Raw genomic sequence first — 25971 nt, 5'->3', positions numbered from 1 at the left:
GGAACAGACAAGGATTTGGATGGAGGATTACAACAATCATAGGCCACATAAGGCCTTGGGATATCTGTCCCCAAAGCAATATTTGGAGCTTAATTCCTTGAGCGGTACCGCTCAAGGAATTAAAAACAATAACTTTGATGAAGTTTTAGAAAAATAAACAGTTCTATCTAGGGGAAGCTTACAGTTCGTCCCCAGTGCCAAAACGGTTATAATAGATTATTCTAATTGTAAATTCCCGGATAAGAAATACGAACTTAAAGGAAAGTATGAGTTTTAGAAAATAGTATATTTATTATGTAGACTTGGAATATAGGGGGTAACCTTTTTGTACTTCCAGTGGTTTATTGTAGCGATTAAAATTGATTGGCGTTATCGGTCTATCGACCCTTATTAAGTTCAGAATATATCCTTCCCAAATGTTTCCAACTATCTTCTTGCATCCATTTAAAAGCCAACCAAGAGCACTTAATTACAAATTTTCACAATTTGGTTCGTCTTTTTAGGGACCTTAAAATGTTCTCCACGAGACATTCTTCTTGGAATCCTGCCCATTCCCCAGCAACGCTTGTGAGGTTTTTTTGTAGCACGGGAAAAATTTCATATTTGTTTATTTCCTTTACTTCTTCAATAGAGTATGGGCTTTCCATTATGATACGGGCAATATGTCTGAAATCCATCCCTTGCAATTCCGTATCGAGATAAAATTCTGATAATGCTATCCAAACGGGTTTCCGTGCCTCTATGTTTATGGTTTGGGACATTAGATTGTTTACAACAATTGTATATAACCATCAATTATCTATCCAGATAAATGTCTAAAAATCAAAATGGTCCGGATGTGGACCGCTGCGCTCATTCCTGTCCAAACCATCTAAATAGGCCATATCCTCCTTAGAAAGTTCAAAGTCAAAAATATCCGCATTGGAGGCGATGCGGTTTTTATGTACCGATTTCGGAATGGTGACAACCCCTTTTTACAGGTTCCACCGTAGAATAATCTGAGCGGCGGATTTATTATACTTTTCGGTCAACTCCTTACAAAAATCCAGTTGAAACAGTTTTCCCTGCATAAACGGCGACCAAGCTTCATACTGAATGGTATTTTCAGTACAGAAATCCAATAATTCCTGTTGCACCAAATACGGGTGAAACTCCATTTGGTTGACCATGGGAACAATGCTACAATCACTTAAAAGGTCGTCTAAATGATGTCGTAAAAAGTTGCTCACGCCAATGGCCCTAACTTTTTTCTTTTCATACAAATATTCCAAGGCCCTCCAAGTGTCCTTATACTTTTCCTTAACCGGCCAGTGTACCAAGAATAAATCCAGGTAATCCACCTGCAAACGATTGATACTATCCTCAAAGGACTGTAAGGTACTTGAATAGCCTTGTTCGCTGTTCCAGACCTTGGTCACCAAAAAAATATCTTCCCTGGCTACGGGACTCTCCAGAATGCCCCTTCCTACTCCTTCCTCATTCTTATAAACCGATGCGGTATCAATATGTCTATATCCCAATTCCAAGGCATCCTTTACGGAATCTATGACTTCTTGATCGTTATCAGCTTGGTAGGTTCCCAGGCCCAAGTATGGCATAAATACCCCATTTCGCAATTCAAAACCTCCGGTAATATCTGTAATCTTCATATGTTTAGTTGTTGGTTAAAGAAAAAACATGTTTTTCACTTTTCATTGCTCCCTTTTAACTTTTAACGAACTACAAAACACTTACAACCGGTAAACCCACTCCTCTGGATTCAACCTGTCCGTATCTTGATATAGGTAAAACTTTAAACGTGTCTGTCCGTTCGACCGATTGGTAAAAATTGTGCCCAATTCATCCTTGATCTTTACTTTGTCCCCTTTTTTGACATACAACTCGGCCAAATTATAATACGTGCTGATAAAGTTTCCGTGCTTTATTTGTACCCCCTTATTTCCTCCTGGCACCGCCAAAATGGCGATCACCTCGCCCTCAAAAATGGCACGGGCCTTGGAACCTGGGTCCGTTGCAATGATCACCCCGTTACTTTGATGCTTTATTCCAGGGTAGACTGCATCGTTGTAGATACCAAAACCCTGACTTTTGATTCCTTTTTCCACCGGCCAAATGAGCTTCCCCTTATTGGCCGAAAAATTATTGGCCACTAGAGTCGCCTCTGGGGTCAACACAAACTTACTGGAACTGGTCGTTGTTTTACCGGCTTCCCTATTGGAGGCCGCTATGGCTGAACGTATCAGGCTTTCTATCTGTTGGTCTATTTTACGTGCTTCCCTTTTCTTGTCTTCAATGGCCTTGGCATACTTGCTTTCATTCTGTCTTATGGTTCCCAATAATACTTTTTGCTCCTGTATCTCCGCAAACAATTGATCTTTGGCCTTGGTGTTCTGGGCCAACAAAACCTCCTTCACCTTTCGTTCCTCGTTCAGGTCCATGTTGAGTCGGGTAAGTTCCTCTGTTTTGGCCAAAATCTGCGCTCCCTGCTCCTTTCTGTAGTCTGTGTACTGCTTCATGTATTGAAGCCTTTTAAAAGCCTGATAAAAGCTCTCTGAGGATAAGAGGAACATCAATCGGTTCTGCTTTGATTTGTTCTGATAGGATTTTTGGATCATTTTGGCATATTCATCCTTGATCTCCTGAAGTTCCCCCTTAAGCTTACTGATATTTCGGATATTGGTGTTTATCTGCCTGTTCAACAAATTTGCTTGCTGATTGGTAACCCTAATAAGCTGTTGACGGACCCTAATTTTTTTGTCCAAGGCTTCCATTTGGTCCAGCACGGTGCCCCTTTCTTTCTTTTCGGAAAGCAATAATCGGTTGATTTCCCTGATCTCATTTTGCAGTTGCTCCCGCTTTTCCTCAAGGGCTTTTTGTTCACTGGTCTGCGCCCAAACAAAGGAAGCTCCCATGAACCATAGAAGCAAAAAGATATTTATATGTTTACATACTGCCGTCACGTTATTCAAGTACCACCTCTTTATAACCTTTTGGTATATTATATGGGAAACTGACCTGGCGGTTCAGTTCTATGTTTCTATACTCCAGTGATATTCGGTTCTCGTTATCTTCTTCTATAGCCACAATGGATATTTGATTAGGGATAGCTTCCTTTCCAACACGTTGGTAATTTTCATATTTAATTTCCAACAAGCGTTTTTTTAAGGGTTGAGAAAGTTGTTGCAAGTCCATTTTAAAATTCCTGGGCTCAATTTGAAACAAGGTTTTATAAAGTATACCCGCAGTTTTTGGGGTTAGCCGATAGGAATCCTTTGCTACGGAAAGATCAAACTTTTCATTTCTGAGGTCAAAAATAGCTTGACCCAACAACATATTTTGAAGAATGGAATAATCCACCTCGGTTCCCAAGAGCTTGCTCAAATAGGAAAAATCCCCGTCAAAATATTCATTGTCCATTTTGTTGTAAAAAGAAACCCTATCCGGAGTTATGTAGGCCTTCACGATACCCAAGGGGGCACTCAGCCAAATACCCTTGTCCTTTTCCATACGCAGACTTACCGATACACTTTGTTCGTCCTCACCATCGGAATAATCGATTTTAACCCGTCCTGTTAGGGTCCTAAAATCCATTTTATTTTGGTAATGGGCCTTGACAACGGACTTTGCCGAAAGCCTATCGTCAATAGATCCATCCGTAATGACTTTAGCACTTTTACAGGATACCACAAAAAGAGCTAAACTGAAGTACCAAAGGATTTTATAACAGCTATTCAATCTCATTTCTTTCATTAAAATCCGGGTTTAACCTTGTTCAAATATTGGTTTGCCTTCCCAGTATTCCCCATGATAGCGTACACCTCAGACAGCTCTTTGTATATAGTATTTTCCAAAAGTACATCGTCAATTAAATAATCCAATGCCGTCTGCAAGGAATCAATCGCTTCCTCGTTCCTGTTGGCCCGTCTTAAAGCAACTCCGTGTGCATAATACAAAAACGGCTGTAACGGATATTTTTCAAGGGCCTCCTCCGTAAGATTTAGAAGCGCTTTGGCATCGCCTGGTGTGTTTATCAAATCCTGTATCCTATTCTGATAACCGCTCAAATTATTGGCATCCTCACTTTTGCTTACAGATACGGAAGTGTTTATATCCACATTCCTATTTTTAGAGATGGAATCCCTTATTTTAGTTTGGAGGTAAACCGTTTTAGGCGTTTCATCCACTTCCTCCAAAATGGATTTTGCCGTTTCATAATTCCCAAGTTCAAAATATATGGTTGCCAAATTTGACTTGAGTTCCTTATTTTTCCATGGAATCTGGTCCTTTATTTTGACCAAAGTGGCGTTCTGGGCCTTTAAAATTTCTGCCAAGGTATTGGCGTACCAATAATTGGTTGGGTCTTGGGCAACGGCTTCCTGTGCATATTGCTGCGCATTCACGTATTGTTTGTCCAAAAGATAGGATTTGGCAAGTTCAAAGGAAACCACCTCTTTATCCGGTTCAAGGTTCTTGCACTTTAAAAAGGCGTTTATTGCCTTATCATAGTTTTGGATACCCTGTTGTTTAAGGCCTTCAAAAAAGCTTTCCTGAAACTCGTCCGAGTATTCCTCGAAAGAAACTTCCGCACTTTCCTCCTCCGTGATAGGGCCCTCTTCCTGACACAAAACAATCCCTGGGACAATGAATGCCCCTATGTAAAATAGTATCATTGGGATCGTCTGTTTCATATAGGCCTCTTATTTTACACCGGTACTTCCAAAACCACCTTCGCCCCTGAGGGTTTCAGAAAGTTCTTCAACCGGTTCCCATTCTGCACGTTCGTGCTTGGCTATCACCATTTGGGCAATTCGTTCCCCATTTTCAATGGTAAAATTTTCGTTGGATAGGTTCACCAAGATTACCCCAACCTCTCCCCTATAATCCGCATCTATCGTGCCAGGAGCATTCAGTACCGTAATTCCCTTTTTGGCCGCCAGACCACTTCTAGGTCTTACTTGCGCTTCATAGCCCATTGGTAGTTCCAAAAAAAGGCCCGTTTTTATAATGGCGCGTTCCAAAGGCTTTATGGTAATAGGCTCCTCTATATTTGCCCTTAAATCCATTCCCGCCGATGCTTCGGTTTCATAGTGTGGTAGCTTGTGTGCCGATTTATTAATAATTCTAATCTTCATTTTTTTGAACCTCTCTTTATTTGACAAATACTTTTTTCAGGTTATCGATTTCCAATTTGTACACCAATCCTAGAAAAATAAGCAATAGGGGTACGCCCACAAATAAATTTCTATCAAAGATATAGAAGGAAACAATTGAAAACAGTATAGAAATTCCTAAGTAAAATATAATTTTTCTGAAATTATAGGGTATGGGGTAGTACATACGTCCAAAATAGAAGGACAATACCATCATGGTGCCATAGGCCACCAAGGTAGCAACGGCCGAAGCAATATAACTGAAATATTGTATCAGGGCCACATTTATAATGATGGTAAGTATGGCCCCTATCATGGAAATATAGGCCCCAAATTTGGTCCTATCCGTTACCTTGTACCAGACGGAAAGGTTATGGTAGATACCCAGAAAAAAACTGGCCAAGATTATTATGGGTACGACTGACATGGCGTCCCAATAGGAACTATCCAAGACGAACAATTGCTTTAATACATCGGCAAAAACCACTACGGCCAAAAGAATGATACTCCCAAGCACGACAAAGTAGTTGGTAATCTGGGCATAAGCCTTTTGTGGGTTTTTAGTATCGGAATGGCTAAAGAAAAAAGGTTCTATGCCCATTCTAAAAGCGGTGGCGAATAGGGTCATGAACAATGCCAATTTATAACATGCCGCATATTTCCCCATTTCACTTTTGGCGATATCGGGCGGTAATAATTGCGATAATAAATACTTATCGAAAACTTCATTGATAGTAAATGCAATGCCGGCCACCATCACGGGCATGGCATATGTTATCATTCGTTTCCATAAATCCATATCGAAGATATAGGGTCTTCTCAAATAGATTTTTAGCATCAACAAAAGGGTGGTTGCACTGGCGATCACATTGGATATCAAAATGTACGAAATCTCAAAATCCGGAACAAACAACTTGTTGAACACTCCTTCTCCACGTTCCGCTGCCAACGATGGCAGAAGTATCAGAAAAAATAGATTTAAACCCAAGTTCAAAGCCACGTTTATAGTTTTTATAATGGCATACCGCATAGGTTTTTCATTGGCCCGCAACCAAGCAAAAGGAACAATTACCAAGGCATCCAAAACGAGGATACACAAAACAAAATTCATGTACCTAGGCTCAATGTTCAGTGCCGTTGCCAAGGCAGATTTAAACAGTAGACCGATCAATAAAAAAACGATAGAGGACGCCCCCAGGGAAAGTAAGGAAGTACTTACTACCTTTTTTTTGTTCTCCGAATCCTTATAAAACCTAAAAAAAGCCGTTTCCATCCCGTAGGCCAGAAAAATATTGAAAATGGCGAACCACGTAAAAATTAGGGTTACTTCACCATAAACTTCAGGTTCCATTACCGAGGTGTAAATGGGTACCAAAAGAAAGGACAACATCCGTGGAAGCACGGTTGCCAAGCCATAAATCGCCGTTTGTTTAAAAAGTTTTTTAAGCGGATTCAAGCAACTTAGATTGAAGTGTTAAATGTACCTATTTACCTCCGTTATACAAAGTTGGTTTCAGTACCATTTAACTGAGCTACCCTATCCTAGACATCAGCTGGAACCTTTTCATCCTCCAATTCCAAACGCTTCATGGCTAAAAATGCCATCAGAAAGGCAATCAACAAAAAAATGGCGGCCAAAGTATACGGCGCACCGGGATAATATATTTCCCCACCCGGGCGTATAAAAAAGTAAAATACGGGAGAAAACACCAATTGTCCTAAAATGGCCGTGATGCTCACTAGGCCGGTAATGGACCCTTGAAGATTTCCCTGTTCCTTTTCGGAAACTTGATTGGAAATTATACCCTGAACCGTTGGACCAGCTATTCCACCTAGCGCATAGGGAATCAAAAAGGCATATAACATCCAAGGTTCCGAAGCCAAGGAAAATAAAAACATCCCTATCGTCCAAAGTAAAAAGCCAACAGTGACCACTATGCGTTTTCCAAAGGTTTTCACCAAAATCCCCACCAGTACCCCTTGTACAACGGCCACCAATAGTCCCACGACCATTAATGAAATCCCTATTTCCTTGGGGCTCCAATTATATCGTTCAATACCGTAATAGGACCAGGTGGATGGTAGGGCTTGTCCGGCCAAATTGGCCAAAAAGAAAGCGAAAATCAGTAAAAGCACTCCCTTATACTTTCGTAAAGCAAATAAGGACACCCCGGGAATCATTTTCATAGGGTTAATTGCCCTCCTATTTTCAGGAGTCAAAGATTCAGGTACAAAAAATAACCCAAAAAGAAAATTGGAAAACGTTAGTCCTGCAGCGATATAAAATGGCAGACGAATATCAATTTCACCGAAGAAACCACCTACGCCGGGACCAATGATAAAACCAAGACCAAAAGCTGCACCGATTAATCCGAAATTCTTTGCCTTGTTCTCCTTGGTACTCACATCGGCAATATACGCCGAGGCTACTGTAAAACTTGCCCCTGTAATTCCTGCCAAAAACCTTCCTAAAAATAGCCAGGTAATGGTTGGTGCCCAGGCGTGTATCAAGTAGTCGATACTTAAACCCAATAAGGCTAAAAGTAAAATTGGCCGTCTACCAAACTTATCCGAGATTTCCCCTAGGACCGGAGAAAACAAAAATTGCATTCCGGCGAAAGCGGTGGTCAACCACATGCCGTAAATTACGGCCGTGGCCGTGCCCTCTCCTGTCAACTCCATAATAAGCTCCGGTATTATGGGAAGAATAATTCCTATTCCAATAACATCGACTAGGATGGTAATAAAAATGAAGAGTAAAGCTGATTTATTAGATTTCATACTGGCGACAAAAGTCGGATAATAAGTTGAATAAAGTATCCGAAAAATAAAAACCCCCACGTTTCCGAAGGGGTTTTAAGTAGACGTGATATATCTAATTAGTTGTTCAAAACTTCGTCTTTTGAAAATTTGGCTTTCGCCTAATTGTTCAGTGCCTCCGCACCACCAACAATTTCCAAGATTTCGTTAGTAATGGCAGCCTGTCTCGCCTTGTTATAGGTCAATTTCAATTGGTCCCTTAATTCCTTCGCGTTGTCCGTTGCCTTATGCATGGCCGTCATTCTAGCTCCATGCTCACTGGCAAAAGAATCCCTTATCGCCTTGTATAACTGTGTTTTTAGGGATTTGGGTATCAACTGCTCTACAATTTCAGCTTTGGAAGGCTCGAACATATAATCGGCATTGCTTCCTTCACTACCTTCCATAGGAATAATGGGCAAAAATTGTTCGGTCATTACCAATTGTGTTGCCGCATTTTTGAATTTGTTATATACGATATCAATGCGATCATATTCCCCTTGGGCAAACTTATCCATCAAAGCTTCTGCAATTTCAGCAACATTGTCAAAGGTGAGATCGTCAAAAACTCCGCTTTGATTTGAAATGACATTGGAACGTTTCTTAAGGTAATCATTTGCCTTTTTCCCAATGGCCATGAAATCGACCTGCTTACCTCCATAAATGTTTTCCAAAAGATGGGTGCTCTGCTTTAGAATGTTTGTATTGAAGGCACCACAAAGACCACGATTTGAAGTAATGGCAACCACCAAAACCTTATTCACGGCTCTATTGGTTGCATATACACTACCGGAATCACCTTCCAAGCTTGCGCTAAGATTTTGCAACAGTTCAGTAAGCTTATCCGCATAGGGTCTCATGGCAGTGATGGCATCCTGGGCCTTTTTCAACTTTGCGGCAGACACCATTTTCATGGCACTGGTAATCTGCATCGTTGAAGAGACCGATGTAATCCTGTTACGTATTTCCTTTAAATTGGCCATGTTTTTAGTAGTTAGTATTTAGTTATTAGTATTTAGACAATCTTCCTCAAAGAAAATCTTCATACTCCATACTCAGTACTATGTACTTACTTTTTATATTTCGCTGATAGCTCCTTACAAACCGTTGCAAGCGTATCCGTTACCTCATCAGTCAATTTACCCGCTTTTAAGGTATCCAGAACGTCTCTATGTTTAGCATTTAGGAACTCCAAATAATCACGCTCAAACTCCTTTACTTTTTCAACGGGAACATCGCGCAACAAGTTCTTGGAACCTGCGTAAATAATCGCAATTTGATCTTCAACAGTGAATGGGTCGTTTTGAGCCTGCTTCAATATCTCAACGTTTCTACGACCTTTTTCGATTACGTTCAACGTAGCAGCATCCAAATCTGAACCAAACTTGGCAAACGCCTCCAATTCACGGAACTGGGCCTGGTCCAATTTTAAGGTACCGGCCACTTTCTTCATGGATTTGATCTGTGCGTTACCACCCACACGGGATACGGATATACCCACGTTGATAGCCGGTCTAACCCCTTGGTTGAACAAATCTTGTTCCAAGAATATCTGACCATCGGTAATGGAAATAACGTTTGTTGGGATATAGGCGGATACGTCACCTGCCTGTGTTTCGATAATAGGTAAAGCGGTCAAGGAACCACCTCCTTTTACCATCGGTTTTAATACCTCTGGTAAATCGTTCATGTTCTTTGCGATACTATCATCATTGATAATCTTCGCGGCACGCTCCAACAACCTGGAGTGTAGGTAGAAAACGTCCCCAGGATACGCCTCACGTCCCGGTGGTCTTCTCAGCAACAAGGAAACCTCACGATACGCGACGGCTTGCTTGGATAAATCATCATAGATGATCAAAGCAGGACGACCGGTATCCCTAAAGTATTCACCGATGGAAGCACCGGCAAATGGGGCATATACCTGCATAGGAGCAGGGTCCGATGCATTGGCAGCAACAATGGTCGTATAGGCCATTGCTCCCTTATCTTCCAATACCTGTGCGATTCCGGCAACTGTAGAAGCTTTTTGACCTACGGCAACATAGATACAATAAACTGGTTCTCCCGCATCGTAAAATTCTTTTTGGTTCAAAATGGTATCGATACAAACTGTAGTCTTCCCGGTTTGACGGTCTCCAATAACCAATTCTCGCTGACCTCTACCCACAGGAATCATGGCGTCGATAGCTTTAATACCAGATTGCATCGGCTCGGTTACAGGCTCTCTATATATAACGCCCGGTGCCTTTCGTTCCAAAGGCATTTCATAGGTTTCACCAGTGATTGGACCTTTACCATCGATCGGGTTGCCCAAAGTATCCACAACGCGGCCCACAATGCCTTCCCCTACATTGATAGAGGCAATTCTTTGTGTTCTTTTTACGGTAGTACCCTCACCAACTGCTTTTGATGGCCCCAATAATACAACACCTACATTGTCCTCTTCCAAGTTCAAGACGATGCCTTCCAATCCGCCTTCAAATTCTACCAACTCACCGTATTGGGCATTTGCCAAACCGTAGACCCTGGCTATACCATCACCTACTTGCAATACTGTTCCTACTTCGTCCAAAGTAGCGGTTGCATCAAATCCTGATAATTGTTTCTTTAAAATTGCCGATACTTCTGCGGCTTTTACTCCTGCCATTTTTGTTCCTGTTTAAGATAATCCCTTTGACTTAGCTCAGGGTAAATTTCATTTATGAAATTTAATTATAGACTGTTTGTAAATTCTCTTCTTAAATTGTTCAATTTATTGGATACACTTGCATCGTATTGCAAATCCCCTACCCTTAAAATAAAACCACCGATGATACTCTCATCGATTTTATTTTCTAGGGTCACTTCGTTACCTGTAATGGAGGCTACTTGCTTTAATATTTGTTTTTCCAAGGAATCCGTCATGGGAACGGCCGTGGTTACATACGCCACACCTTTTCCTTTCAAATCCTCATTGAGAATAATGTATTTTAGGGCCACTTCATTTAAAATTGAAATACGCTTATTGTCTACCAACATTGTCATCAACCCTTCAGAAATGGCATGTCCGTCTTTAAAAACGGCCTTAAGTACATCCTTCTTTGCCGGTCCAGAAATCACAGGATTGGAAAGCATATCCCTAAGCTCCTTGCTTTCAGATATGGTGGCAACTACGCTGCGCATGTCCTTTTCAACAGCATCGGTCACTTTATTGTCTATGGCCAAACCCAATATAGCCTTGGCGTATCGTATTGCCGCTCTGGAATTACTCATCGTTTAGTTCAATTTGATATCGTCTAGCATTTTTTCAACTAGCTTCAATTGTTTATCCTTTCCGGACAATTCCTCCTTGATTACTTTTTCGGCAATGGAAACTGATAGCTCCGCAACCTGACTCTTTATTTCCGCTACGGCGGCCTTCTTTTCACTTTCTATCGTAGCCTGTGCCTGCTTGATCATTTTATCCCCTTCAATCTTGGCCTGCTCCTTGGAATCTGAAATCATTTTCTCTTTGATTTCACGGGCCTCTTTCAACATAGCCTCACGCTCTGCACGGGCCTCCTGTAACATTCTATCATTATCCGCTTGCAGGTTTTGCATATCGGCCTTTGCCCGTTCTGCTGCCGCCAACGCTTCTTGGATACCCGTCTCCCTTTCGTTCAAGGAATTTAATATTGGTTTCCAAGCAAATTTCACCAATAGGAATATCAGCCCTAATAATAAAATGGTCTGTACGACAAATAGACCTGGCGAAAAATCGTTTATTAATGTTTCCATTTATTTTGAATTTTAATACTAATCAATGATTAAAAAACACTTCCTGCAACCAACCGTTGCAGGAAAATGCTTTTTGGCTTAACGTTCTTATTTTCCTAAGAACAAGGCACCGAATGCCAAACCTTCCAAAAGTGCAGCGATGATGATCATCGCAGTTTGGATTTTACCGGTCGCTTCTGGTTGACGGGCAATACCTTCCATTGCCTTACCACCAATCTGACCAAGTCCAATACCTGCTCCAATTACGATCAAACCTGCTCCAATTAAATTGTACATAGTAAACTGATTTATATATTAAATTAAAAACACTCTTAAATAAAATCCGCCCTCACATCTTCCTCGTCCGGTATTTCATGTCCTTCGGCATCATGATGATGCTCGTGGTCATGCTCAGCTACCGCCATACCAATAAACAATGCTGAAAGCATGGTGAAAATATAGGCCTGCAAAAACGCGACCAATACCTCGATAAGGGTTATGAAAAACGACAGTATCAATGAAAGTCCGGTGGCTCCCGCCACACCCAAACTCTCTTTTAAAGTAAACATGATGGCAATCAGACTCATTACAACTATGTGTCCAGCCGAAATGTTGGCAAAAAGTCGGACCAATAATGAAAAAGGTTTTATCAAAAAGGCGCCCGCCAATTCAATAATGGCCAAAACCGGTCTGATCAACACAGGAACTCCAGGCATCCATAACATATGCATCCAATAGTCCTTATTACCGCTAAACGTATAAATAATCAATGTAAGAATTGCCAAAGCCGCAGTAACGGCCAACTGCCCCGTAACATTGAATCCAAAAGGTGTAAGACCTAAAAGGTTCAGTATCCATATGAAGAAAAATACAGTCAAAAGGTATCCTGTAAATTGTCTGTACTTCTTCTCACCGATATTCGGTTTTGCAATTTCGTCCCTTACGTAGATGACCAAAGGCTCCAAAACCCTTCCAAAACCGGTAGGCACACTTTTATTTTTGTATTGTCTTGCCAAGGAAGAAAAGGCCCATAACATGAACAACCCAACCAATAGAATTCCAACAACACTTTTAGTAATGGAAAAATCCAGCACTTTATGCGCATTGGTTGCATGGTGGCTCTCATCAAGATTTACGGATGTAGCACCTTCTTCCAATTCATAAATCTTGCTGTGCAATTTCACAAATTTGGAACCGCTTTTTTCTACGATTACTTCCCCATTGTCATCGTGATGAAATTCAGAGGACATAAAGGTTACCAAACCGTTACTAGACCATACGATTACGGGCAACGGAAAACCTACGTGTTTTCTTTCGCCTTCCCCATTCGTGAATGAAAACAAATGGAAGTCGTGGGAATCCTTAATATGGTGATTGATATATTCAGATACTTCCTCTTTCGTGTTAACTGCACCTTCATCCTGGCCCTCGGAGAAAGCAAAACTTTGGAGTGAACTTATTGCAGCGATAATCAATACTAGATTTTTAATCACTTTGGAAACTTCCTTCATTATTTCTTTATCAAAAATTATGCTCCTGAAAATTTGCGCAAAAGTAGTCATTCTTGCTTTAATACAAAGAATTTTAAAGGCTTAAAATTCGACCTTATTTTTTGTGAATGATTTTTGAAACAAAAATGACTTCCAAAGTCAAGAATATAAAAATTGGAATGAGTATCATAGCCCTGTAAAAATGGGGAAGTGGCTGGTCTGCCATAAGTTGTGGAAAGAACATAGTTGTAAAAAACACTATTTTAAAAACTAACAAGCCGATATACAAAAATCCTAATTGCTCGAAAAATTTTTGAATGTTTGAAAGCATTAGAAAGGAAATTACCAATACTAAAGAGAATAAAAAGTGAAAGAGATAAGATTTTTTTAGCAACGGAATAAAGTCACTATCCACAGCTCCCATCAAACTTGTTTGGGCAAAAAAGGAAATCGCGCCCACCACCGTGAACACGATTATATATAATACTATTTTTTTGAGCAATTGCACCTATTTATTTAGGGCCATTACCTTTTTAATGACCAAGTATATGGACAAAAATACGGCAAGCAATGTAATGGTGTCCTCTAAAAAGGTTTTTTGAAACTTTTCATCCAGCCATGTCCCCAATAGATTCCCCAAGTAAATGGTCGCTCCCATTTGAATGGCAATTCCAGAGAGACTTGCCGCCGTGCGTAAAAGGTTAAAATCGTTACGAGGCTTTTGCTGGCTCATTCTTTCCGCTCATGGAAGGTTTAAACCCACCTGAATTGGTATTTGAATTGCTGGCAGCTTTTCCCCCACCCATGGTACATGATGCGTTGAAGGTAGCCCCGGGCTCCACGGCCAGTTTGGATACGGAAACGGTACCTTCTATTACGGCAGATGATTTTAAGGAAAGTAGGTCGGATACCAAAAGTTCCCCGTTAAAGCTCCCTTCTATATCCGCATTTACACATTCGACCTTTCCGTGAATATAACCATCCTTACCAATGACCACTTTGCCGGATGTTTTTACATTGCCGTCCAATTTTCCATCGATACGAAAATCCGCTTCAGAGATGATATCTCCTTTGATCTTAGTGTTCTTTTCAATTCTGTTGGGTTGTCCTCCTATTTCGCTCATAGTTCTAGGTTTTTGTTTGTCTGAAAACATTGTTCAAGGTTTTGGGGTTAAAAGTGTATTTCTGTATGCCTCTAAGTTCTTATGTACCTGTATTATTTTATAGTTGTCCGATAAAATTACGAAATTCTCATCAGCAACCCGGTAATCCTTATTGTTTTTTAAAAGTTCCGAATAGCCCAATGCAAAATCCTTCGATTTAAAGCCGTGGACCACCACAAATTGGTCTTCCAGATTATAGATATCCTTGGATACAATGTTCCTGTATTTTAAATCCACAATGGATTTTTCCAATAGCTCCTTCAATTTTAAGGCCCTTTCATTATTGCTCCTTTTAAACGGAAAAACGACCTTCCAGTTGGAGGTTCCCGTGGAACCCGTTTCAGGAGAAAATTCCGTGGGTTCCAATTTAGGTAATTGTTCTGCGACCATCTGTTCCGCCTTTTTGCCCTCTGGGCTATTGGGATAGGTAAGTGCCACATAATTCAAAGCTTCCTTGAATTCCTCGAACCCTTGCAACCTTCCAATGGCATTGGCTTTCAGCATTTCGAATTTGGGTACAATGGGGTCACCCGTGAATCTGTTTATATTTTCTTCCGAACCTGTTATTACCTGCAGGAATTCCTGTTCTTGAAACTTTTTGAACAAAGCTTCATAACGTCGCTCCGGACTATCCGAATCATCTGCCAACACGGCCTGTGGGTTCAATAGTATTTCCGCATAGCGGGAATCCCCATGGTTGGCTATAATGTCCGCTTTCATGGATGCCATTAGCGGACTGCCCACCTCTTCGTATATTTTATAAAGATTGTATTTGGACGGAAGGATCAAACGTTCCTCAGGGTTAGAAGCAAGCACTTGTTCCAGCTTTTCCGCAGCCAACAGATTTTCGTTGAACTTTTCCTTATAAATCAACCCAAGCTGATAATTGGCAAAGTTCCGCTCCGTTTTAAGACTGTCGATTATGGATTCCTCCTTGGGGATTCTGTCCATATAGAAATCCAATGAAAATTTTTCTTCCTCCGAAACAACGGCATCAGGGCTTCCGCCATCCGCAACGAGTTCTCCCGTAGCCTCCGAAATCTTGGACACTGCTTTGTTGGACCAGCGCCAGTCATCTGCCAACTCCCGGTTACCCCATCGGTTCTTAAAGTCGTTCTGGCCGTAACCTAAACTGGTAATATTGTAGAAGTAGAACTTGCCCTTGTTTTCCTTACCTCCCTTACTTTTCGCAAAATTGGCAAACCCGTCCGTTAACTTGTCCCGTTCCTTTTTCTGGGCCGCCTCCTGGGACGCTTTTAATTCTTCTATATGCTTTTCAAAATAGGCAATCTGATCATCAATGGGCATTTGATAAATACCGATGACACTATCGGTATATTGAACAATGTCCTCGTATTTTATTACATCCTCCAAGTTGTCCAGCTTCTTTTTTATGCTACGATATTTTTTGGTGTTTTCGGCCAAATTGGTCAATACACTATCGAAATATGCCCCAGCATTCTTGTACTTGTTTTCATCAAAATTATATTCGGCCAAATTTTCATAATTGAGCGCATTTAACTTTGGTTCGTTTTGGGTAGCGCGAAGGGATTTATTGAAATAGGCCAAGGCAAGACTATCAGAACCTTGCTCGAGATGAAACTCGGCAATTTGCCTGTAGATTTTATCCAAAAACGGCCTGTTTTCCCTATTTTCCTCCAAATCGGTCAGGTATTCCAACATTTCCTCCTTGTTTTCCGATGTAATGGCCGTATTCCTTATTTTCTGGATTTCGGCATTGATCATATACACTCTAGGTGATTTTCTGTTAAGGTCAATGACCTTATCAAAGGCATAATTGGCACTATCCTTATATCCCAATTGATCGTATAACTGCCCTATGATATAATAATACCTGCCTTTCTCCGGATTTTTCTTGGTATAATAGGAGGCTATCTTTAATTGTTGAATGGCCGTATCCGGCACATTAAGATTGATGTAGGCCTGTGCCAGCATCGCCCGGGCATCTGCATACTCTTGGTCCTTAAGGGTTTCATATTTCATCAAACGCTTTAGGTTCTTCACCGCCAATTCCTCATTCTCCAAACGAATGTTCACCTTTTCCCTCCAGATGCTCGCTTCGTTGAGCTTGTCGCTTTCCGTGTATTTGTTCAGGATATAATTGAAGGACTCCAAAGCCGGAATGTAGCGTTCATCAAAATATCGGGCCTTGCCCAATAACAAAAAAGCCTCATCGGTCTGAGGGTTCCGTTCCTCATCCTTGATGTCCATGCTATGTTTTTGGATGGCCTTGGTGGCCTTTTCCTCGGCAATGATAAAATTGGGGTTGTTATCCTCAGAATCCAATTTTACATCCCCGGAGACCTCCAAGCGTTCTATGGGCAATATTTCCCAATAATCATCCTTGTAGGAATCATTCAATGTAGCCCTACCTTCCTCAAAGGAAATATTGCCATTGTAAAGTGTATTGTACTTGGTATTCAGGGCATGCCAATTCCTATTGATGAAGGCATCCTTTTTCGTGGAACAAGCATTGAAGAGCAATGTCCCTAAAAGTCCGGATAAAAAAAGTTTGTTTTTGTAGTTCAAAATAGACGGTCTACGTATGTATGCATAACTGAAAAACATCCATAATATTATACGGTTCATCGACAAAAGGCCACTTTGCTTTTGAGATTACGCAGCGACTTTAAATACAAAGGCCGATGATTTACAGACTAACTGGTTTGTTTCCTTTGATTTTCTACCGATTTTAAAAGGAGAATATTCCGTTCACCGATGCTCTTTGGGCCGTAGTCGATTTGTAACGACGCCTATCTATATTCCCCAAACAAAAAAACCGACTGGGAAGTCGGTTTGGTATTTTTGGAAGAAAAAATTCATTTTTATGGTTATCCCGCAAAAAACGCTTCCAATTCTTTTAAGGTTTCCGTAGAGGTTTTGATGTCCTTGACCACTTCACCCTTGTTCAATACCACGATGCGTTCGCAAACTTCGGTCACATGGATCAAATCATGGCTGGAAACCAAGACAGTCACATTATCCTTTGCCGCCAAATCCTTGATAATACCTTTTAGACGAATTTGCGTGGTAGGGTCTAAATTGGCAAAAGGTTCATCCAGGATAACCACTTGCGGATTTCCAATAAAAGAAGCTACAATGCCGGCCTTCTTCTGGTTTCCTTTGGACAAATCCCGTAGATATTTCTTTTGGCCTAAAATCTCCCCATGGAAAAAGTCGGCAAATTGGGCCAAGAGCGCATCCACATCGGCCTTGTTCTGCCCTCGTAAATCCCCAATGAAGTAGAAATACTCTTCTGGCGTTAGATACCCAATTAAAAATGTTTCGTCAATGAAGGAGGAAGTAATGGGTTTCCATTCTTCGCTGGTGTTTACTTGGACACCATTGTTTTCTATATGGCCCGAACTAGGTTGGATCAAATCCAGTAAGAGGCTAAAGAAAGTGGTTTTCCCCGCTCCGTTGTTTCCTACCAATCCAAAGCTTTGTCCTGTTGGGATTTCGAGATTTTCTAGGTTCAAAACGGTCTGAGTCCCATATTTCTTCGTTAAATTTTGTACTGTTATCATGCTATTTCTAGTTTCAGGTTTCAGGTCTATCGCCAAAAATACTAGCCGTTTTTTTCCTTAAATCCGGCGATCATGCCATATTTCTTTTTTCGGTACTGATCCGTTACCTTATCTAAAAGCGTGTTGCGCAGGGCCAAACCCGCCAAACCTAATACGCACAACACGATTACGGCGACTTCCAAAGAAATCAGGTAATAAAACAAAGTGAAAATAAGTATGGGTACGATAAGTACGGGAACCATGATCAAAAACTGATTGGCGCTGGTGCCCTGCATATTTCCGAACGGACTCTGATCCAATTCTATCCTTTTTTTGTTGAACGATCCAAAATATAAAATGACCGGTATGTTTACTCCCAGATTGTAGAGGGCACAACCAAAATTAATGGCCAAGGCCTCCCAACCAAAGTATACATACGGGATGGTCAATAAAAACATAAATATGACACTCACGGATATCAACAGGGCCTTGGACTCCAAATACTTCCGTAAGGGTATATTTTGGGACATCATCATGCTGTAATAACTACTGTCCCAAGCGGGAATAAACTGTCCGAAGTTACTCAGGAAAATACCGGTCATAAAAACGCCCAAAAAGGCTTTCATGGGCATCATGTTAGCATAAATTTCCTGCGTATAGAATATGAGGCCATAAAACACGAACAACAGGGATATCCAAACTTGGGATTTTGTTCGTTTGTTCCGCCAAATCATTTTTAAATCCAATTGCAAAAAGGTCCCCAAATCCCCAAAACGCTTTGTCCAGGCCAAATCACTGGTGTTGGCCTGTACCTTTTTAGGTTTTAAGTTGGCGTCCAAGTATATCTTATCATGGAGGAACTTATAGTTGATGTAATAAATGAAAACGGCCAGTACCAAAGGAACCAATACCGTTATTGGATATGCGTACAACCCATGAAATATAGGGCCAAAAACGTCCTTTATGGAAAATACACCAAAATAATCCAAGGCGTAAGATATTACAATGATACCTCCTATAACAGATAGTGCTTTATCACTTTTATTTATAAGAAGGTTTAGGTAATTGATGCTCAACACTATGGCCATAATAGCCACCAACCAAAACAAAACATTGATTCCCGAATATCCTTGAAATAGAAGAACAATACAGAACGGTATAAAAAAGAACAGCGACAACAAATTGTATATGGAGGCCGCAGAACGACCTAAAATATAGTGCGCTATGGAACTTTTCTTAACAGGTGTGGTCAAAAAGGGTTTTATGTCCATCACAGGGAGTTTCTGCATGAAATACCGCAGAAACAATTCAATCAGTACCCAATAAATCAAATACTGGCTCAAGGTCCACATAGGGCTTTGGTCCGGCACGGCCTTTCTAAGTAGAAAATACATCCCAGCGCCTGAAGCTGCAAGCACTACGAGCATGTAGACTGCGAAAAAGCCCATAAGAATTTTTACAGCGAGGCTTTTACCTAAATTGGCCGACCTAAAAAAGGATTTCCACTGTAGGGAAGCAAATCGTTTAAACATAAGGGTTGGATGTTGTTGTTCGGTTCATAAGTAAACCAAAAATGGAAAATGTTACAAAAACTAGGTGATTTTATACTCGGGATAGGTTTCTGCCAATATTTCATCTGCTTTTGATGGAATGACATATCCACAAATTTTGAGCAAAAGCCCCATACTTACAATTAATAAAGACAATGCCAATTGAAAATACAGATTATCCATAAAGCCATTGGTCCATTTTAGGTTACATAGATTCATGGGGATAATGAATAAATTTACAAGTAGCCCTTGATTATATATTATCTCCTGTAGCATCCATTTACGCCAAGTACCTTCCATGCGTTTTTTCAATTGAAACGTTCTAAATAGCATTACAAGGGAAAAGCCTATAAATACCCCCGAAACTATGCCTTTTTTTAGTTCCCCTTGTGGAAGCATTTTGAGCAAAGTAAATATGCCCATTACAAAAGTCAAGGTCGCTATTATCTTAGGAAGAGACCACCACTCCTTAAAATACCGCCAGATTAAATTTCGGTACCTTTTGGACATGGCCTTTCTACGTTGTTTTATAACATCCTGAAAACCGAAAACGCCAAATTTTTTAAACTCATTATTCTTTGCTTGTTCAAAGGATAGCTCCGGATTATGTTGCCATTGGTTTTCAATACCGTTGGCCAAATGATCTACCAATTCCAATTGCAGATCATAGTGTTCTACATAATGAGCCCTAGTAAATTTGAACAATTCCTGTATTTGATCTTGGGTGAGTGTCATTTAATTACTAATCAGTTTACTATAGGTCTTTACTATTTTCCGTTTCAGTGCTATAACCTCCTGTAAACCTGCAATGTTAAAGACAAGGGCGAAAAACCAGTAGATATAAAACATTTCTGGGTTTTCTTTTAATATTGGCGCCATTATCCCCATGAGATACATAAAAATAGAAGGTAAAGCCATAATAGACAGAATATATTTAGCAGATTGAATATTCTTGTGAATTCCTTCTGGCTTGTAATAAATATAAAAGTGAAGGCATTGAGGGATAATCAATGTGGCAAAAAAGGATATCGCAATATATAAATCAGGAAAAAGCTTAAAGTGAAGCCATATAAATAGTACAATACAAACAGGGATAAACCATTGCTTTGGCTCATAAAAGTAGCCAAGAATTCTTTTAATCAACGCTCTTTGATGTGCCCAATGTTTCGCTTTTTGCCATTGATTTTCATATCTCTTGACAAAAGAGCGTTTAGTGCGCAAAAAATCTCCCAAATTAATTTGTTCCTCAGTGCTTTCGAATTCCGAGGCCAAATGGTCCAAAATCTCAAGTCTAATATCTATGTACTTTATCCCCAAAAACTTTAGGTAATTGTCAATATATAATACTTCTTCCTTAGAAATAGCCATTTTTCAAATAATTATTGAATACTCCATTTCGGATTAACCAGTTGCTGCATACTTCGTATAAAATCTTCCAATTCGGCCAACCTATTAATTGTTTCCTTTTCCCCTTGTTCTGTAGGTTTATAATATTTACGCAGTCTGTTATCCACTTTGGCAACCTCCACATCCAACAAGCCTTCCGCTTCCAATTTGTGTAAAGCTGGATATAAGGCACCTTCTGTAATGTTCAGTTCCCCTTTGGAAAGCTCCTTGACCTTTTGAGTAATTTCATAGCCATACATCTTGCCCTCCTCATCCAACAATTTTAAGATTATAGTGTTTAAACTGCCTTTGTATAATTTCGAATTCCCCATTTTTTCCTGTACGATTCAATTTTCATTGACTAATATACATAAATTTCTTATGCATAGGATATTTATGTATTGATTTTCCATTTTCGCCTTCAACCTCAAAATTTCAACTTCTGGTAAAAAAATCCAAGGTGTTTCTGTAATGTCTTTTAAACTCTTAATTTCTTACTCGTGCTGACCACCAGTTACAGACTAGCGGGGGTTCCTACTCGGTACGCCACGAGTTGCAAACTGGCGGGAGCGGGGTTTTTCCGTTTGGTTACTGGGTAAATAATAATTTGTTGTCCAATACTTTTTCCATTGCCGAAAAAGTATCCAAAAAGGCTAGGCTGATTTTGGTGCTCTTGAAATCCAAGAAGTCCTTGATCCTCATCGCCCAGGCCGTTTCCGATTACATCGGAATACTATTTGGGCGATTTCCTTTTTGCCAAAACCAAGTCCTTCCGGATTTACTACGTATCCCAAAATAGGCCGGTTTTTCTCCAAATATCATTTCATAGTTCATTCTTACTTTTTGGAATCCAAAGAAGGCTCCCCTCCCTGAGTACGGAGGGGTGTTTCGCGATAGCGGAACGGGGAGGGTTGGGATTAGGTTGGTAATTTCTCCCTTCATTTTCTTTACTTGCATAAAGAAAACGAAGCAAAAGAAAGTGCACTTTCCAGCAGGAATTTTTACTCCGTAAAACCCATCTCGAAACTCGGCCGTTCCGCTTCACGGAACAGGTCCCTTTCCGAGCTTTCTCGATGTATTCTTCTGGAAAGGAAACCACACGTTCAATTTTAAGTTTTAAAATTTCCTTTTCTAAAGTTAGTTGTGATTATCTGCTTTACTCAAAAAAAGCTCCCCTCCCTGGTCAGGGAGGCGTGTTTCGGGATAGCGGAAAGAGGAGGGTCGGGATAGGATGATTCCTTCAAACTTAAATATTGCTTTGAACATGTTTCTCATAAAACATAATGGATTTTTTCCCTTTCCCATTTCATATACTTCCTTCTTTCCTTAATTTTGTATTTTATTTCTAGATTGGATAATTATGGCAGATTTTTATGCATTGACCGTTAAAAACATTAAAAAATTAACCCCCAATTCCGTGGCGGTCACTTTTGAGATTCCCAAGGACTTGGTCCAGACTTTTTTATTCACGGCCGGGCAATACATCACCATAAAAAAAGAAATTAAGGGAAAGGAATTGCGTAGGGCCTACTCCATCAGTTCTTCCCCTAAGAAAGACCATATTACCATTGGTATCAAAAAAGTGGATAACGGCGGATTTTCCCATTATGCCAATACCAAACTGCAAGTTGGCGACACCTTGGAAGTCATGCCACCTGAAGGTCGGTTTTCATTTAAACCCACGGGCAACCCACAACATGTAGCGGCCTTTGCAGCGGGTAGCGGTATTACCCCTATCATGAGCATTGCCAAGTCCGTACTGGATGGAAATCCAAAAAACACTTTTGTATTGGTCTACGGTAACAAATCCTATGAGGAAACCATGTTTTATACGGATTTGGTAAAATTGGAACTGGATTATACCAATAGGTTTTTTGTCTATTTCATCAATAGTCAAACAAGGGAGGACAAGGCGCTTTTTGGACGAATCGATACCTCCACTGTGAACTATGCCCTAAAGAACAAACATGCCGGTACCAACTTTGATGGTTATTACCTTTGTGGGCCCCAACAGATGATCGAAAACGTAAAGGATACCTTGTTGGAAAATGCTATTCCAGCGGATAAGATTCATTTTGAGCTCTTTACAGCCACTGAAATCAAGGATGAACTTCCCAGTCTTCCAGAAGGACAAACCTCATTGACCATAGTTTTGGACGATGAGGAGTTCCAATTGACGATGGACAAAAAAACTACGGTTTTGGATGCGGTGCTCAAAGAAAATATCGATGCTCCCTATTCCTGTCAAGGAGGTGTCTGTAGCAGCTGTATTGCTAGAATTACGGAAGGAAAGGCGGAAATGGCCGTTAATCAAATTCTAACCGACAATGAAATAGCGGAAGGCTTTGTGCTTACTTGCCAGGCCCACCCAACAACACCTACCCTTAAAGTGGATTATGACGACGTTTAGTTCGCGAGTACTTTACTATTTTCCTGGCACATTGTCCCTTTAAAAGCAAATGCATTCCCAAATTATTATATTGGGCTAATTTGATGTAGTCCTTGTGTTACATTTGGTCAATTTCTACCTTTAAGTATGACCTGGGAAATTATTATCGTATTTCTTATCATCGGCGCAGTTGTAATCCTGTTTGCCTTTGAAGTTTTTCCTATGGATAAAATCTCATTTTTAATCATAGGAATTCTTTTGCTCTCTGGCCTTGTTAGCCCGGAAGAGGCTGTAAGCGGGTTTTCCAACAAAGCCGTGATAACTATCCTTTGCCTTATGATATTGGCCATTGGACTAGAGGATAATGGAGTAATTTCGTGGTTGGCAGAAGGATTGAAAATCCTAAAAAGTTGGCCGGCCATTCTTGCCTTGATTGCCATCATGATTTTATCCGGAGGTATCTCGGCGTTCATCAGCTCGACTGCCGTCGTAATCGTTTTTATTAAAATCGTCGCAAAGCTCAAGGAAAAATATGGCATGCTCCCGGGAAAGCTGCTGCTACCCATTTCCTTTGCAGGAATTCTTGGTGGAAGCTGTACGCTTATGGGGACTTCCACGAATTTGATCGTGAACAATATAGCCCTTCGTTACACAGGCGAAAAACTTGGGTTTTTTGAGTTTTCCATGTTAGGCCTGAGCTTCCTTGGCGTTTCCATGTTCATCATTGTTCTGTTCTACAAATTTTTACCCAAAGGCGACGGGGACAAACTATCGGATACCTACAATCTAAATAGATACCTGCTCACCCTAAAGGTAAACAAAGACTCCCCTTTGTTAGACAAGGAACTACAGGATACCTTCATGTTCAAGGAATCTGAAATTACCGTTTTAAGGGTAACACGAAATAATCTGGAAAAGAATATGCTCAGCCCTGGATTGAAAATAAAGGCAAACGACATTATTCTGTTGCATTGCAGCTTGGAAAATCTTCAAAAAATGAGAGGAGAAGGGTATTTTGACCTTGATATCGATGAAAATACTGCCGATTTTACTTCCGAAGAAACATCCATCAAGAGATTGGACAGAAAAGAAAAGGATTCTCCCGATGAAAAAGAACATGAAACCATCCTCCTTGAGCTTTTATTGTTACCAGGTTCCCGTTTTATTGGAAAAACACTATCGGCACTAAAAAAAATAATCGTACCTAGGGCCATTCCAATTGCGGTAAACAAGAGAAAACCCTTGACCAACCTGAGAAGTCGTTTGCATTTGAACAATAGTGCCATAACCCGACTCAGGGTAGGCGATCGTCTATTGATACAGACAGATACTTCCTACCTCAACAATTTTGAAAACAGTAACAATTTGGCTGTTCTAAACCAGTTTGACGGGGCACTGCCCTCTACCTCCTTTAAAAGAAATTTATGTCTTTTGATTTTGGTAGTTACCATTATCCTTGCGGCAACCGGGGTTTTTGAAATTATGACCAGCGTTATATTTGGGACCATTGCCATGTTACTTTTTAAGTGTATTGAACTCGATACCATTTATGAAAAAATCAACTGGCAGATCATTTTTCTTTTGGCAGGCATGATTCCTTTAGGCATTGCCATGACAAACTCTGGTGCGGATAAATGGTTGACCCAAGAACTTTTAAAAATTATGGCCGGCCAGCAACCTATATTTATCATCGGCGTGCTATTTCTTACTACCATGTTGTTCAGCAGTGTGGTATCCAACAATGCCACAGCTATCATTATGGCGCCAATTGCAATAGCATTGGCCAAAGGTTTGGGTTTGGACGTGAAACCCTTTATCCTTTGTGTCATGTTTGCGGCAAACTTCAGTTTTTTTACGCCCTTGGGGTATCAAACCAATGCCTTGATCTATAGCATGGGAATTTATAAGTTTAAGCACTTTCTCATTCTAGGAGGGGTCATTTCCCTGTTGCTACTTGTCCTGGGCACCTTGCTCTTAAGTGCTATGTTGTAAGTGGTTTAAGAACCAAGGGTTTCCAGTTGTTTACAAGCACTTTCATATCCAATGGCATAGGCTTTTTCAATCCCTTTTCGGTCCAGAATACCTATATGCTCCAAGGATTTGGGCTCGATCACCAGATTGCATTTTTTTATTTTCTCCCTGTTGATGGCATAGATCATCAATCCCGTGACCCTTCCTGTAAGTTGTAGGGAATTGGTGAGGTTCTTTTTGTTCAGTTCCGAAACAATGGATACATTACTGCCAATAACAAAATCTACCTTGTCCCGAACCGGTTCCAAGGGAAAATTGTTCATGATGCCTCCATCTGCATATAAACTTCCATTATAAGATACCGGACTGAAAACTGGAGGCAAGGCCGCAGATGCCAACAAAGGCTTAATAAGTTCCCCCTGATGTATAAAAAGCTCCTCCCCCTTTTCCAAATTAGTAGCCACTACATAAAGCCCTTTCTTGAGTCCTTCGAAGGTATTGTGAGGAAAATAGGCCTTGAAAATGGCCTCATACCTATCGGTATCCAAAAGACCCGGCTTTCCTATGGATATAAAATTATACTTAAAAAGCGGGGTTTCCTTAAAGAAACGCAACATGTCCATAATTGGGGTGCCGTTCGCATACAATGCGCCAACAAGGGCCCCTACACTACTTCCCGCTACCAGTTGGGCCTCCAGACCAAACTCCTGCATGGCCTTAATAACACCAATATGGGCCATGCCCCGAACGCCGCCTCCGGAGAGGACCAATCCTATTTTTTTTGTTGAAAGGGAAGCCATATTGTTTC

The 25971-nt window shown here is 40.6% G+C and carries 28 protein-coding genes; 4 read left to right on the top strand and 24 right to left on the bottom strand.

All coding sequences use genetic code 11. The features are described from left to right. A partial coding sequence (locus BFP75_RS22780) for an integrase core domain-containing protein (protein WP_165776559.1) occupies positions 1–157 on the top strand: 157 nt, incomplete at its 5' end. 322 nt (positions 158–479) lie between these two features. On the opposite strand, the gene BFP75_RS20620 is transcribed toward BFP75_RS22780, so the two are convergent. From BFP75_RS20620 to BFP75_RS20510, 23 genes are all read right to left on the bottom strand, one after another. After that, positions 480–761: a hypothetical protein gene (locus tag BFP75_RS20620; protein WP_099547202.1), complete on the bottom strand. Its 282-nt coding sequence runs from the start codon at positions 759–761 to the stop codon at positions 480–482. 213 nt (positions 762–974) lie between these two features. Beyond that, a complete protein-coding gene (locus BFP75_RS20615) occupies positions 975–1649 on the bottom strand; it encodes an aldo/keto reductase (RefSeq protein WP_317044548.1) in 675 nt (224 codons plus the stop codon). 81 nt (positions 1650–1730) lie between these two features. After that, positions 1731–2912, bottom strand: a complete 1182-nt coding sequence (locus BFP75_RS20610; RefSeq protein WP_099547201.1) for a murein hydrolase activator EnvC family protein — start codon at positions 2910–2912, stop codon at positions 1731–1733. Positions 2913–2961: 49 nt separating this feature from the next. Beyond that, positions 2962–3750 (bottom strand): DUF4292 domain-containing protein, encoded by a 789-nt coding sequence (locus tag BFP75_RS20605; protein ID WP_240531859.1) that lies wholly within the window; start codon positions 3748–3750, stop codon positions 2962–2964. Then, complete coding sequence (locus BFP75_RS20600) at positions 3750–4688, bottom strand: tetratricopeptide repeat protein (protein WP_099547200.1); 939 nt, start codon at positions 4686–4688, stop codon at positions 3750–3752. Before BFP75_RS20600 ends, BFP75_RS20605 begins: the two co-directional genes overlap by 1 nt. Positions 4689–4697: 9 nt before the next feature. Then, positions 4698–5132 (bottom strand): dUTP diphosphatase, encoded by a 435-nt coding sequence (gene dut, locus BFP75_RS20595; protein WP_099547199.1) that lies wholly within the window; start codon positions 5130–5132, stop codon positions 4698–4700. 16 nt (positions 5133–5148) lie between these two features. Beyond that, on the bottom strand, positions 5149–6606 hold the full coding sequence (locus BFP75_RS20590) for a lipopolysaccharide biosynthesis protein (protein WP_099547198.1): 1458 nt from the start codon (positions 6604–6606) through the stop codon (positions 5149–5151). 86 nt (positions 6607–6692) lie between these two features. Beyond that, a complete protein-coding gene (locus BFP75_RS20585; RefSeq protein ID WP_099547197.1) occupies positions 6693–7931 on the bottom strand; it encodes a TCR/Tet family MFS transporter in 1239 nt (412 codons plus the stop codon). Positions 7932–8071: 140 nt separating this feature from the next. Continuing rightward, a complete protein-coding gene (atpG, locus tag BFP75_RS20580; RefSeq protein ID WP_099547196.1) occupies positions 8072–8932 on the bottom strand; it encodes an ATP synthase F1 subunit gamma in 861 nt (286 codons plus the stop codon). Between the two features lie 86 nt (positions 8933–9018). Beyond that, the gene (atpA, locus tag BFP75_RS20575) at positions 9019–10599 is read right to left on the bottom strand and encodes a F0F1 ATP synthase subunit alpha (protein WP_099547195.1); all 1581 of its coding nucleotides are present in this window, start codon (positions 10597–10599) and stop codon (positions 9019–9021) included. Between the two features lie 65 nt (positions 10600–10664). Next, positions 10665–11204, bottom strand: coding sequence for an ATP synthase F1 subunit delta (atpH, locus tag BFP75_RS20570; protein ID WP_099547194.1), 540 nt, complete (start codon positions 11202–11204; stop codon positions 10665–10667). Between the two features lie 3 nt (positions 11205–11207). After that, positions 11208–11708 (bottom strand): F0F1 ATP synthase subunit B, encoded by a 501-nt coding sequence (locus BFP75_RS20565; protein WP_099547193.1) that lies wholly within the window; start codon positions 11706–11708, stop codon positions 11208–11210. A gap of 87 nt (positions 11709–11795) precedes the next feature. Further along, the gene (gene atpE, locus BFP75_RS20560) at positions 11796–11984 is read right to left on the bottom strand and encodes an ATP synthase F0 subunit C (RefSeq protein WP_013993139.1); all 189 of its coding nucleotides are present in this window, start codon (positions 11982–11984) and stop codon (positions 11796–11798) included. Positions 11985–12019: 35 nt separating this feature from the next. Further along, entirely contained in the window at positions 12020–13198 is a 1179-nt protein-coding gene (atpB, locus tag BFP75_RS20555; RefSeq protein ID WP_099547210.1) for a F0F1 ATP synthase subunit A, read from the bottom strand. Between the two features lie 94 nt (positions 13199–13292). Further along, entirely contained in the window at positions 13293–13685 is a 393-nt protein-coding gene (locus BFP75_RS22775) for a DUF6168 family protein (RefSeq protein ID WP_099547192.1), read from the bottom strand. Continuing rightward, positions 13686–13910 (bottom strand): AtpZ/AtpI family protein, encoded by a 225-nt coding sequence (locus BFP75_RS20545; RefSeq protein WP_099547191.1) that lies wholly within the window; start codon positions 13908–13910, stop codon positions 13686–13688. It lies immediately after the preceding gene. Then, complete coding sequence (locus BFP75_RS20540) at positions 13888–14331, bottom strand: polymer-forming cytoskeletal protein (RefSeq protein ID WP_099547190.1); 444 nt, start codon at positions 14329–14331, stop codon at positions 13888–13890. The genes BFP75_RS20545 and BFP75_RS20540 overlap by 23 nt, the downstream gene beginning before the upstream one ends. Positions 14332–14334: 3 nt before the next feature. After that, a complete protein-coding gene (locus tag BFP75_RS20535) occupies positions 14335–16890 on the bottom strand; it encodes a tetratricopeptide repeat protein (protein WP_099547209.1) in 2556 nt (851 codons plus the stop codon). A 302-nt stretch (positions 16891–17192) separates the two neighbouring features. Next, on the bottom strand, positions 17193–17888 hold the full coding sequence (locus BFP75_RS20530) for an ABC transporter ATP-binding protein (RefSeq protein WP_099547189.1): 696 nt from the start codon (positions 17886–17888) through the stop codon (positions 17193–17195). Positions 17889–17929: 41 nt separating this feature from the next. Beyond that, the gene (locus tag BFP75_RS20525; RefSeq protein ID WP_099547188.1) at positions 17930–19399 is read right to left on the bottom strand and encodes a DUF5687 family protein; all 1470 of its coding nucleotides are present in this window, start codon (positions 19397–19399) and stop codon (positions 17930–17932) included. 60 nt (positions 19400–19459) lie between these two features. Then, complete coding sequence (locus BFP75_RS20520) at positions 19460–20152, bottom strand: hypothetical protein (RefSeq protein WP_099547187.1); 693 nt, start codon at positions 20150–20152, stop codon at positions 19460–19462. Beyond that, on the bottom strand, positions 20153–20785 hold the full coding sequence (locus tag BFP75_RS20515) for a hypothetical protein (protein WP_099547186.1): 633 nt from the start codon (positions 20783–20785) through the stop codon (positions 20153–20155). Positions 20786–20796: 11 nt separating this feature from the next. After that, positions 20797–21135: a PadR family transcriptional regulator gene (locus BFP75_RS20510; RefSeq protein WP_099547185.1), complete on the bottom strand. Its 339-nt coding sequence runs from the start codon at positions 21133–21135 to the stop codon at positions 20797–20799. A gap of 278 nt (positions 21136–21413) precedes the next feature. Between BFP75_RS20510 and BFP75_RS21605 the strand changes: the two genes are divergently transcribed. The 3 genes from BFP75_RS21605 to BFP75_RS20495 all read left to right on the top strand — a co-directional run bounded on the left by BFP75_RS21605 (position 21414) and on the right by BFP75_RS20495 (position 25184). Further along, positions 21414–21602: a hypothetical protein gene (locus BFP75_RS21605; protein ID WP_123803518.1), complete on the top strand. Its 189-nt coding sequence runs from the start codon at positions 21414–21416 to the stop codon at positions 21600–21602. Positions 21603–22163: 561 nt separating this feature from the next. After that, positions 22164–23213 carry a ferredoxin--NADP reductase gene (locus tag BFP75_RS20500; RefSeq protein ID WP_099547183.1) on the top strand — a complete coding sequence of 350 codons (1050 nt, stop codon included), beginning with the start codon at positions 22164–22166 and terminating at the stop codon, positions 23211–23213. A 126-nt stretch (positions 23214–23339) separates the two neighbouring features. Further along, the gene (locus BFP75_RS20495; protein ID WP_099547182.1) at positions 23340–25184 is read left to right on the top strand and encodes an SLC13 family permease; all 1845 of its coding nucleotides are present in this window, start codon (positions 23340–23342) and stop codon (positions 25182–25184) included. 5 nt (positions 25185–25189) lie between these two features. Here BFP75_RS20495 and BFP75_RS20490 read toward each other — a convergent pair whose 3' ends face one another. Then, positions 25190–25963 carry a patatin-like phospholipase family protein gene (locus BFP75_RS20490; RefSeq protein ID WP_099547208.1) on the bottom strand — a complete coding sequence of 258 codons (774 nt, stop codon included), beginning with the start codon at positions 25961–25963 and terminating at the stop codon, positions 25190–25192. Positions 25964–25971 lie beyond the last annotated feature (8 nt).

Origin of the sequence: Maribacter sp. 4G9 (genome assembly GCF_002742265.1) — a bacterium.
GTDB lineage: Bacteria > Bacteroidota > Bacteroidia > Flavobacteriales > Flavobacteriaceae > Maribacter.
The sequence above is the reverse complement of the archived record's forward strand: the minus strand, read 5'-3'. Positions and strand labels throughout refer to the sequence as shown.